Genomic DNA, 12,587 nt, shown 5'->3' on the forward strand with positions numbered 1-12,587 from the left:
CAAAAAAGAGGTCAACTATTCCGCGCTTGCCGCATAGGTATGTAATACACTTTTTAACGCTATAGGAGAGCAAGTAGGAGCGCAAGAGGAGGCAGCGAGTAATGGATATTTTTGAGCGAATAGCTTCGTATCGGGCTGAGAACGACCGTTTGGCGTGGAGCGGGACCTTCAAGCAATATATAGAACTTTTGAAAAAAGACCCCTCTCCCGCAAAAACCGCTCACTCCCGCGTTTATGACATGATCAAGTCGCATGGCGTAGAGGACATAAACGGACGCAAACGTTATAAGTTTTTTGAACAAGAGATTTTTGGACTTGATCGTGCAGTCGAAAAGTTAGTGGAGGAGTATTTTCACTCTGCAGCACGCCGGCTAGATGTTCGTAAACGGATTCTGTTATTGATGGGACCTGTCAGTGGGGGGAAATCGACCCTAGTCACGCTGTTAAAAAGAGGTTTGGAACAATACTCGCGGACGGATGCGGGTGCGGTATATGCGGTTGAGGGTTGCCCGATGCATGAGGATCCACTACATTTGATCCCCCTGGAGCTTCGTCCAGAGATTGAAAAAGAACTCGGTGTGCGTATTGAGGGCAACTTGTGCCCATCCTGCCAGATGCGGCTGAGAAATGATTATGCGGGAGATATTGAGCAGGTTAAAGTGGCTCGTGTCATTTTGTCAGAAGAAGAGCGGGTAGGGATTGGTACTTTTAGTCCATCCGATCCGAAGTCGCAAGATATCGCCGATTTGACAGGAAGTATCGACTTTTCGACCATTACTGAATTTGGTTCGGAATCCGATCCACGCGCTTACCGTTTTGACGGAGAGCTGAACAAAGCTAACCGTGGGCTGATGGAATTTCAAGAAATGCTCAAATGCGACGAAAAGTTTCTATGGAATCTGCTGTCACTGACGCAAGAAGGAAATTTCAAGGCTGGCCGGTTCGCGCTAATCAGTGCGGATGAAATGATCATAGCTCACACCAATGAAACCGAGTATAAGTCGTTTATTTCTAATAAAAAGAATGAAGCGCTCCAGTCCCGTATGATTGTGATGCCTGTTCCGTATAACCTCAGAGTATCGGAAGAGGAAAAAATCTACGCGAAGTTGATCGCCCAGAGTGATATGAACCATGTGCATATTGCGCCGCATGCGCTGCGTGCCGCTGCTATTTTCTCGATCCTGACCCGTCTGAAAGAAAGTAAAAAACAAGGCATGGATCTGATCAAAAAGCTTCGCATGTATGATGGTGAAGAGGTCGAAGGCTACAAAGAAGCAGATCTCAAGGAGATGCAAACGGAGTATTTGGATGAAGGCATGTCCGGAATAGATCCGCGGTATGTTATCAACCGGATTTCCAGTGCTTTGATCAAAGGTGATCTGCAGTGCATGAACGCACTGGATGTGTTGCGTGCAATTAAAGACGGCCTGGATCAGCATCCATCGATTACAAAAGAGGAGCGGGAGCGTTATTTGAACTTCATCTCCATTGCCCGCAAAGAATATGACATTTTAGCTAAAAGCGAAGTGCAAAAGGCCTTCGTCTACTCCTTTGAGGAGTCCGCCAAGACATTATTTGAGAATTATCTCGATAATATCGAAGCCTTCTGCAATTGGTCCAAAATCCGCGATCCGCTGACGGATGAGGAGATGGAGCCGGATGAGCGGTTAATGCGTTCGATTGAAGAGCAAATCGGTATCTCTGAGAATGCGAAAAAAGCGTTCCGGGAAGAGATCCTGATCCGGATTTCCGCGTATTCACGCAAAGGGAAGAAATTCGAGTACAACAACCACGACCGCCTACGGGAAGCGATTGAGAAGAAGCTATTCACAGATCTCAAAGATATCGTCAAAATCACCACCTCGTCCAAAACGCCGGATGAAAGTCAGCTTAAACGGATCAATGAGGTGTGCGCTAGACTTATTGATGGGCATCACTATTGCCCAATTTGCGCCAATGAGCTGCTGAAGTATGTGGGAAGCTTGCTGAATCGGTAAGCATCAGGATGAACATAGGGTAGTAAGAATAACAGATATACAATGAAAATGAGCTGTGCTCGAAGTCGATTATGACGGAGCAAGCTCATTTTTTTTGTTATATAGATACAATTATTAACCTATATATCCTTCGTACGAAGATTTTTATATTCCTTTGGAGTAACGCCGCTGTATTTTTTAAATACGGTTGAGAAGTATTGTGCACTAGAAAATTGGAGTTTTGAAGATATTTCTGTGATGGAGAGTTCTGTATTACATATGTAATTCATGGCTTTATCAATTTTTGTGATACAAAGATAATCGTTCACCGATATATTCACGTATTGTTTGAAAATTTTCGATAGGTATCGGGTAGTTATATTACAGTTGCTAGCGATATCGTCTAGTGTGATATTGTTTTCTACATTTTGTCTAATGAAATGGATAGCTCGAATTGCTATGGGATTATTTATTCTGAATACTTTACGAACACTTTTTTCAATCTCGCGAGATAATAGAAACAGTAATTCGTAGATATAAATATTTGCTAGAGACTTGTGGTACATATTTACTTCAGTATTTACTTCTTCGCAAATACGATCCACACATGAAAGAATCTGTTTCGTATATGGATGGAAGGTATAGGCTATATGTCTATCTGACATATAATGTAAAAATCTGATATATTCATTTACTTTGGGGTCTGCTGCAATAAAGTTTTCTGGAGAAAAGTGAACTTGTAGGAAGACGGCTTCTTGATCTGATTTTACATGAAAAGAGTGAATCATATGAGGGAAGATGACCATTATTTCACCTTTATGAACGGTAATCCTCTCACCATTAATAATGATGTCACATTCTCCTTCTTTCATTAAACAGATTTCCAGATTCTCATGGCAATGAGGTCCAAAAAAATAACCTGGTTTCAAGGTGCGCTCTAATGCATTATAGATTAATTCCTGATCAGACTCATGATATAAGAGATCAACAACTCGGTTCATAATAATCGCCCCTGATAGTATTCAGACATTTGTGTCAAAATTCACCACTTATTATCACTCAGTGTATCATTGAAACTATTAACATTCCAGAACTAATGTGGGGCGTATGGGTAGAATAATAATTGATTTTAGTTCTGTATTTCAAACGGATTTTTCAATATTGGTTATATTTTGAAAGTATAAATCGAATAAAATTGTTAAAATCAAAAATGTATTTGAAAGCGTTTTAATTTATATCCAATAGACTATTATAAGGGGGAAAGGTACGATGCGAAAAAAGGTTGGGAAAAAGATTTATCGATTCATGATTTGGATGATGATTTTTTTAATGGCTACAAGTCAATCAATCATATATCCAAGAAGTACGTCTTATGCTGCTGAAGGAGAAATTGGTGATTCGTTAAGTGCAGTTCACGAACAAGTAATTAAACGTATTTCTCCAACAAATGTTCAAACTTCCGTTGGTGAACCACCAGAACTCCCTTCGGTAGTACAAGCAGTTTACAACGATGATTCCATCGGCGAAGTAATGGTTAGCTGGGATGAAATCGATCCTTTAAGTTATGCGAAGGTGGGCACTTTTAACGTAGAGGGTAATGTTAAAGCCTCGGATGTCAAAGCAGAAGCGACTATTACGGTAACGGATACACAAGAGGGTACAATTGAAGAGGCGAACATAGAGGACTTCTTAAATGACATCAAATTAAATGTTCCAGAGGGTCAAGGGGCAGTATCATATACGAATAATTATCAGTCAATGGAACCGGAACCAATGACGTTCGTTAAAGGAGCAGGAACAACTTCTGTAAATAATGGACTAACCATTGCGATAACTAAAGTGGATGGCGGTGGAGCCATTGCAACATGGGATAAAGCTCCATGGCTATCTGCCGGAATTATTGATACAACGATGCGCTATACAAGTTCAGTTTCAAGTAATGTTGGTTTTGTTATAGGATCAAATGATACGAATCAAGGGGTGTCTATCCGTTACGATGCCAATACAGATTGGGTAATTCAAAGTCCGGATGGTTCAGGTAATTGGGAAGTATTCGAGGGTCCTGAACTGAAAACAGATATAGATTATCGAATACAAATCGGCTTTCATGGTACGAAGCTCGTGGTTATAGTAGACGGAGTGACATACTACAATAAGGATACGGATTTATTGAATCAGTCGACAGAGATTGGTCAGGTAGGTCTATATAAACGTTTTGCAACAGGAAATGTCTCTATTAAAGAGTTACGTATTGCAGGTGTAGGTACAAAAGATAAACCTTCAAATGTCATTGATTATGTACAAGACTATGAAGATCCTAATTATATACCTCATTGGTCAGGTTTAAATGCTCAAGTAGTGACCGATCTTACGGGTAATAAAGTTCTTTCTCTGAAAAAAGGCACAAAAGAACGGGGTGTAGATCTAGATTCCCCACAAATTCAAGAGGGTACACTCTCGTTAGATTTCAAGCTGATTAATCCAGCAAAACTAGGTAGCGGTCAAGGCTTTGCGTTTGGTTTTAGAATGAATGAAACGGCGAGCATATTCAACGAGATTGGGGTTGACCCTAGCATCTGGATACCAGAGTCTAACTCGGGTTGGGGAAGTAAATTAAATATTCCTTACCCGATCCAAGGCAGATGGAATAATCTCATGTTCAATTTTAAAGGGAAAACAATCACGGTATTTCTGAATAAAAAGGAGATCGGTGATATTACTTTTGCGCAATTCTCAGAAGTAGCTGGGTACTTCGGTCTTCGAATTCGAAGTACGGTAGAATTGCAGATTGATAATATACACTATACAAATCAGATCATAAAACCCAAACAAATTATTCAGTATAGTAATGATTTTCAAGACAGTATAACAGGCGACTGGAGTAACGGTGCAACGTCTACCATTATTACAGAAGGCGGCAACCGAATTCTAAAGTTATCTGGTCTGAACGGTGAAACATGGAATACTGATGCTCCGCTCCTACAGAGCGCGACTTATATGGCTAGTGTGAAACCTACGAATACCAATATAGGATTTGCTATTGGTAACAATGCTCAAATTACATTTGATGGTGCGAAATGGATTTTGAAAAAGGGTAACACCATCATTGATTTTGTTGCATCTGGTACTAGTACTAGTAGTTCAAATCCTAAACCTTTCGTCTGGAATAAAGTGGGTTTACAATATTCCGACTCCTCTGTAACCCTAAGCATTAACGGGTCTGAATTGTATGCAAGCTTACCGGCAGGACAGCAATTCGGAGAAGGACGTTTTGGGGTTGTTGCTCAGGATACCATATATATCGATAATATTCTTTTTACCGAAGAGTTTATGGATATGAATACGTCTACACAAACGGACAAAATGATTTACGAGGAATATTATGAAGGTAATTCTCAGCTTAATTGGGATGGGTATCATGCGACATCGCAAGTTATAGATGGATATTTGACAGGGACTATTGATGCTGGAGCAACTGCTTTTAATAGAGATATAACAGCAGTATCTAATGGAATCTATCAAGTGAAAATGAAGAGTGATGGTCAAGTTGGTGTTAAACTGGGCAATATCACCATATATCAAGAGAGCGCGGGAAAATGGAAATATCAGTTGGAAGGTAGCGAAGCTGCCATTGGCAATACTGATGCCATTGCAATAAGCAAAGATTATATTTTACGTGTGCAGGTCATTGAGAAGGAATTAAGCCTATATATAAATGGAGTATTGGTCGGTAATGTACCAGTATCTGCATATTCCCCAGGGGCATTTGGCTTATATAACACAACTGATGCTGCAATTAAGGTGAATGTAGATGCAATAACCGCAGAAGAAATCAGAGTATACCAACCAAATTATTCGGCACAGAATTGGGGCTCTCTGGATAGTAGTAATCCGGTGGTAGAGAGTAACGGAGATGGTCAAATTCAATTAAACATGCCAGGTGTAGCACTAGCCGTGGATAAGGATAGCCCTAAATTGATGGATCAGAAGGTTACTTTTGATTACAAAACAAATGTAGACGCTGGAGCAACTGGTGGGCGATATGGATTTATATTAAGAGGATCCACGGATAATGCATATGTATCGGTTAATCATGACATTAACGGCGTTTGGAAATTGTTTGCAAATGGAAACGAGGCTACTTTCTCAAACTCATATGAGATGCTAGCCGATACACTTTATCATATCGAACTTCGTTTAGTAGGAACAACCATAAGCTTCAAGATTACGGACCCCGATGGCGTGACAACGGATATGGGATCGGTATCTGAAGAAGAAATGACTATGCAGCCAGGTTGGCTTGGACTTCGATCTTGGTATGGAAGTAAAAAGATGACAGTGAGCAATGTAAAGATGGTAGAGCTAGAGTCACTACCTAAGCTTCAGGTTGCCTCAGAGACAGATACGATCACTAAAGATGGTTTAAACGTTACAGTATATAAAGATTTCCCGGGTATTGTTGAATATCAAGTTGATGAACGTAAACTACAGGCTAGCGAGGAGCAAACGAATAGTCTGAAGATCAACAATATGGATTATGTGCCTCGCACCATATCTAATAAAGAGAGCGATAGTAAGTATCAGTATACAATGATGATTGACGAGATTGGTGTTGTCATCGAAGCACATATTGAGGCGAAAGCGAATCATGTCGTACGTTTTGAAATTGATAAAATAACTGAAAAACCGGATGGGTTTGTTGTCCGTTCGATTCAAATTAACAATTCTCTAATCCATGTGAATAGCGCTATGGAAAATGCAACGTATGCATGGAGTAAATCGGATGGAGCATGGCACGGATTAACAGAAGAACTGGTCGATAACATGAATCTCATGAAACAGAGTAGCGCTTCAGGCGTTACGATGGCTATGGTGAGCGGAAATGGCTTGGGAGCATCGATTGAAGACAATGTAATCAGCGGTGGCAATAAAATGATTGTGACCACGGAAAAGAAACCACTTGTCAATAAAGTGACAGTGAAGCCGGGTACTTGGACGTATCGCCATCTTCAAAGTAATGAAACGGAAGAACTGCCTTGGTATGAGGTAGTTGTGACAAATGATCGGAATAATGACGGTAAAACAGATTGGCAGGATGCAGCTGTTGCTTATCGGACGAATATTTTTAAGGAGCCATTTGGTGCTCGGGATATGCAGAACAATATGATGTACATCGCATTCAACTTTGCTAGCCAGGCAAATGATCCTTTCTTGAATTCGTTGGATACGGGTAAAATTCTGTACAATTATACTGATGGCTTTGGACAGATGATTCTTCATAAGGGATATCAGGCAGAGGGCCATGATGATGATATTCCATCCTATTCCAACATTGGTGTGAGGCAGGGTGGATTGGATGAATTAAACTATCTCATCAATGAGGGCGATAAGTATAATCTTAACGTGGGTGTTCATCTCAATGCAACAGAGTATCAACTTGATGCTAACGAACTGAATTATTCCAACTTAAATGGAGCATCATCAAAAGGGCCGACAGTAGATAGGCTTTCCGGAGGTTGGGATTGGATTGATACGTCTTATTATGTTGATCAGACGAAGGATGTCTTGAGTGGGAATCTAGAGTCACGGTTCAAAAACTTATTTAATCTGACGAAGGATTCTTTGAGCCCGAATGATCCTACATTAGACTTCTTCTATATTGATGTGTATACAGGCAATGATTACAATGCCTATAAATTGCTGCAATACGCTAATAATCTTGGACTAAAAGTAGGAACGGAATTTGCCGGCCCATTAGAGCCCGGTGTGGATTTTGTTCACTGGGGTCCAGATTTAGGATATCCGAATAAGGGGAATTCTAGCATTCTATCAAGAATAGTGAAGAATAATCTAGATATTTTCGTTGGAAATGCCTTATTCAAAGGACAAAAAATACCAGGTGTGACAACGTGGGGAGATTCCAAACCGGATGTACAGCAAGGTGTAACTGTATTCTTTAACGAAGTATTACCTACGAAGTTCATGCAACATTTTGGTGTTATGAAATATGAAGAGGATCAAATTACGTTTGATAACGAAGTGATCTCTAAGAGAAATAAATTAACGAATATGATTGAGTTATCTAAAAATGGCAAGCTTATATCTTCTTGGAAAGATACGGGGACGACAACAGACGAATCAGAGCGTCATACTGGTGAAGCGAATTCGTTAATTCCTTGGGTTTGGGATATGAAGACCAATAAGATCTTGGGTGTAAACGAAGGTGCAAGACTATATCACTGGAATACAACAGGCAACGCGACAACTTGGCAGTTGACGGATGAATTTAAAGATGTGAGCCAATTCAATATGTATGAGCTGACACAACAAGGCAAAGTGTTAGTCGATACAGTTGTTGCTCATGATGGATCTCTCACGATAAATAAGGCTAAGAAAAATACACCTTATGTGCTTTATCCTACATCAGCGGATGCTCTAGTATTGGTCCCTGCTGCAACAAATTGGGGTGAAGGCAGTCTTATTAAGGATTTCGCCTTTAATTCTGAGCAATTGAATGTTCCAGGTTCCTGGACAGCTGATGATCTAAGTAATATTACAATCAAGACAGTGCAAGGTGATCGCGAATACGATACCAGCAAAGAAATGAACAAATCGAATTGGAATAAATACGCTGAGGTTGGAAACAAAGCGGGTATCTTGTCTCAGGAAATTAATGGACTACAGCCTGGTGAGGATTATACTGTCGGGGTGTGGACTCAGACGGAGAAAGGAAGAAAATCTTCTCTGCAGGTTACAATTAACGGTAAAACCTATTCTAATCATGTGACAGGGCAGGACGGTATCCATAACTCATCCTTCAAGTATGTCGATACAACATGGCAGAGAATGAATGTTGAATTTAAGGTTCCTGAAGGTGTTACTACTGCAACAGTGAAGTTGCTAGCTGATTCAGGAGTTGGTACTGTACAATTTGATGATGTTCGTATTTGGAAGCATACGTCAGTGGAGAAGGATCCTACGAATAAAAATTATGTTGTGTATGAGGATTTCGAGAATGTGTATGAAGGTTGGGGTCCATTTGAGTATGGTGGTGGGTCTAGACAAATTCATATTGCAACTGACCAAAGTAATCCACACGATAACAATCCTATCGTTCAGGCAGCTGAGAACAAAGTTGGTCCTGTGATGACTTGGGTTCTGAATGGTGAAAACTCGCTAAAAATGAATGAAACAGATGTGGGTAAACTCATTAAAACAAACGAATCTAGCGTGAAATTGAAGCCAAATAAAGAATATGAGTTAGGATTTATCTATACTTCAGAAACGAATGTTGGTTATGAAGTGTCGGTACAATCACGTTCTTCAAAAGAGATTGTATTAAAGGAAACGCTAGGTAATTTAACCAATCCAGGCAATAAAGCTGGAGAAAATGGCGGTTATATCACATTCAAGCAAAGCTTTACAACCGGTAATCAGGATGATTATCAAGTAATTTTCAAAATGATTACCAAAGGTTCGGGAAAAGCTACATCTGATTTTGCTTTTATTCTAGATGATTTTTATATTAAGGGAAGTAATCTAGACATCTCTAAAGATCTCCTTCAACAAACGATTACCGATGCATCAGCATTAAAGAGTTCAGATTATTCATCTGAAACCTGGGCAATCGTTGCGGCTGCTCTGGATAAAGCGGAGAAGATTCTGAAGGACCCTAGCGCTACGATTACTTTACTAGATGAAACGCGAGTAGAGCTTGAAAATGCAATAAAAAGTCTTGTATTCGCTCTTACCATTGTAGCTATAGAGGATGTAAAGATTGAAACAGAAGTTGGCTTGGCGCCGAAACTGCCTGCGGAAGTAACTGTGACCCTGAGCAATCATACGATACAGAAAACGTTGGTTGTATGGGATGAGATTCATTCTTCGAGTTATGCACAAGCGGGGAGCTTCCAAGTAAAAGGCACGGTTGCTGGGACTGATATGAAAGCGATAGCGATTGTAACGGTCAAAGCAAAGGAAAGTCATCAATCAGATAAAGATTCTGGCAATGTTTCTAACCCAAGTTCTAACCCAAGTTCAGGTGCGAAACCGGAGACTACTCCAAATTCAGGAACCGGATCAGATCAAGGATCTGAAACCAAACTTAAATTCTTTGTCGATACCGTGGGTCACTGGGCAAATAAGGATATTGAGGCTTTGGTGAGTAAAGGTATCCTGAAGGGGATAACAGATCAGAATTTTGCTCCGGACAAGATGATTAACCGTTCTGAAATCGCAGCGATCCTGGCACGAGCTCTAGGTCTTGAAGTAAAAGGATTAACGTCATTTAAGGATGTGCCGCAAGATAAATGGTACAGCGATAGTGTTATTGCTACAGCAGATGCTGGGTTGCTTAAAGGGTATGTAGGTAATTTGTTTGATCCGATGAAGCCTCTAAGCCGTCAGGAAATGGCAGTTATTATGGCAAGAGTGCTTGAATTGAAGGGGAAATCACCTAAAGTATCAGATGCTACGCAAGCTGTACTAGCTACGTATATAGATGCGGATCAGGCAGGTATATGGTCAAAGCAGGCATTGGCTACTTGCATCGAATTGGGTCTAATCCAAGGGACCCCTGATCATAAACTCAATCCGAAGAGTAATTTGACTCGTGCGGAAGCTGCAGTCATGATCAGCAGATTATTAACGTATTTAGGTTAGGAATATTCAATCGAATTGGTAAAAGTGAAAAAGGGATGTAGTGGCTTAATCAGGCTGCTTCATCCTTTTTTTGCGCTTATTAAAGAGAAAGAAAAGGGGTTGAACATAGCTCAGCAAAACAGGAACAATCCTACTCGCTTGCAGTTGATATAATGAAATCACCGTACGGGGGAAGGCTGGTGCTGCACTTGAATTACAGTAAAGATATAGAGAAATGTGTTGAATATATTGAAGCTCATATCAAAGAAAATATAACAGTGGAAGAAATAGCCGCTGAGGTTGGATATTCGGTGTATCATTTTTGCCGAGTGTTCAGCTTATGCAAGGAAATGTCCGTGATGGAATATGTGCGGAGCCGGAAATTATCTTTAGCGTCCATTGAATTGTTTGCCGGTAGAAGAATCATTGATATCGCGCTGGACTATGGTTTTGAGACACAAAGTGGATTCACTAAGGCCTTTCGCAAGGCTTTTGGCTATAGCCCGACACAGTATGCCGCACGGATGGACGGATTTACTAAAGGAAAAACACTAATTGAAATCGGAGGTTTTATAATGAACCCTGTTATTGTTCGCAAGCCTGCATTTAAGGTCGCTGGGTATGGGATCCAAACTAATGTTGCTGGAAGTATGTACACCAAGGATATTGCATCTTTTTGGAGTCATTATGAGGGTGAGAATCTGGAGTCCAAAATGTATAAAATACTAAACCCGCCTAAACACGGAGAAGTCGGCTTATGTATTCCTTCCTCAGATAATGGTAATGCGACTTATCTTCTAGGTGTTATTGTAGAGGACTACTCCAAGGTGGAAGATGATATGTTGACGATGGATGTGCCAGAAGCCGAATATGCTGTGTTCACAACGCCGCCAGTGGATACATCAACGGATACAGAGCAAATACAGTTTGCACAGGTTATAAAAAGCACATGGAAGTATATCTTCGAAGAATGGTTTAAGGATAGTGGCTACGATTATGATGATAGTAAACTGGATTTCGAATTCTATGATGAACGCTGCCACTCGCGTCCGGATACGGTGATGGAGATCTATGTTCCAGTGAAAAAATCGACAGTATAATTTGAACGAAATAATAAAGCAAAGGGAAAGCTCCTCGGTGATGACAGTAACTACGGGAATGTTTGGACTTTCGGTCGCTGTTGTCTCCAGATGTTCTTGATTTTTACCGCTTATGCGGATAACATCCGAAGACAAAGGCGAGCGCTACGCTCCTACAGTTCCAAACTTCCCTACGTTACTTTCACCTCTGCAGCATTTGCCATGTTCTAATTATTCAGTCGATACGGGGTGTCGACGTAAGAAGGTCCGCAGCGGGTTATACGCTGCGGGCTTTCTCATTTATTGTAGGAGGATTGACGCTTATCCCCTCCCGTAGTCTAATAGAGTTAATTAGACATGTAACTTGAAAATCTAGGGGAGTGGAACAGATGATTAGAGAAGCGAAAGCAGAGGACTGGCAAGACATAGCGGAATTATTAGAGCAGTTGGGTTATTCAGAGACAGAAGCGTTCATGCAAGAAAAAATAGAAAAGCTAGTCCTGCATCCGGATGAGGAATTATTAGTTTTCGAGGAAGATCATAAAGTAGTCGCCTGCATTTCCATGCATTACATACCTCAATTAGGGCTCACAGGGGATACTGCAATTATAAGCTATCTTGTGGTAAGTAATGCGATTAGGAGCAAAGGCATTGGACGGATGCTTGAGGAATATTGCACTGATTTAGCTAGAAAAAGAAACTGTGACCGAATTCAAGTTCATTGCCACTCTAGAAGAACTGATGCGCATAGATTTTATGCCCGACAAGGATTTACTGAGGCTCCAAAATATTTTTCAAAGATGTTAAATGAATCCGAGTAATCAACAGACCAAATAAAGAGCGGCAGACCAGGGACGTACTACGCGTCCAGTTCTGCCGCTTTATTATTCAA

5 protein-coding genes are annotated in these 12,587 nt (G+C 40.6%); 4 read left to right on the plus strand and 1 reads right to left on the minus strand.

All coding sequences use genetic code 11. The features are described 5' to 3' along the window. The first annotated feature begins 101 nt into the window (after positions 1-101). Positions 102-1,997, plus strand: a complete 1,896-nt coding sequence (locus tag MKX35_RS30460; protein ID WP_042186251.1) for a PrkA family serine protein kinase — start codon at positions 102-104, stop codon at positions 1,995-1,997. 119 nt (positions 1,998-2,116) lie between these two features. Here the strand turns inward: MKX35_RS30460 and MKX35_RS30465 are convergent, their stop codons facing one another. Further along, on the minus strand, positions 2,117-2,977 hold the full coding sequence (locus tag MKX35_RS30465) for a helix-turn-helix transcriptional regulator (RefSeq protein WP_042125692.1): 861 nt from the start codon (positions 2,975-2,977) through the stop codon (positions 2,117-2,119). Between the two features lie 268 nt (positions 2,978-3,245). On the opposite strand from MKX35_RS30465, the gene MKX35_RS30470 reads away from it, so the two are divergent. The 3 genes from MKX35_RS30470 to MKX35_RS30480 all read left to right on the plus strand — a co-directional run bounded on the left by MKX35_RS30470 (position 3,246) and on the right by MKX35_RS30480 (position 12,516). After that, the gene (locus MKX35_RS30470) at positions 3,246-10,637 is read left to right on the plus strand and encodes an endo-alpha-N-acetylgalactosaminidase family protein (RefSeq protein WP_076300011.1); all 7,392 of its coding nucleotides are present in this window, start codon (positions 3,246-3,248) and stop codon (positions 10,635-10,637) included. Between the two features lie 152 nt (positions 10,638-10,789). Then, complete coding sequence (locus MKX35_RS30475; RefSeq protein ID WP_256716341.1) at positions 10,790-11,716, plus strand: AraC family transcriptional regulator; 927 nt, start codon at positions 10,790-10,792, stop codon at positions 11,714-11,716. 368 nt (positions 11,717-12,084) lie between these two features. Beyond that, positions 12,085-12,516 (plus strand): GNAT family N-acetyltransferase, encoded by a 432-nt coding sequence (locus tag MKX35_RS30480; protein WP_076300010.1) that lies wholly within the window; start codon positions 12,085-12,087, stop codon positions 12,514-12,516. Positions 12,517-12,587: the final 71 nt, after the last annotated feature.

Source organism: Paenibacillus sp. FSL R5-0923, assembly GCF_038009145.1.
Taxonomy (GTDB): Bacteria; Bacillota; Bacilli; order Paenibacillales; family Paenibacillaceae; genus Paenibacillus_AQ.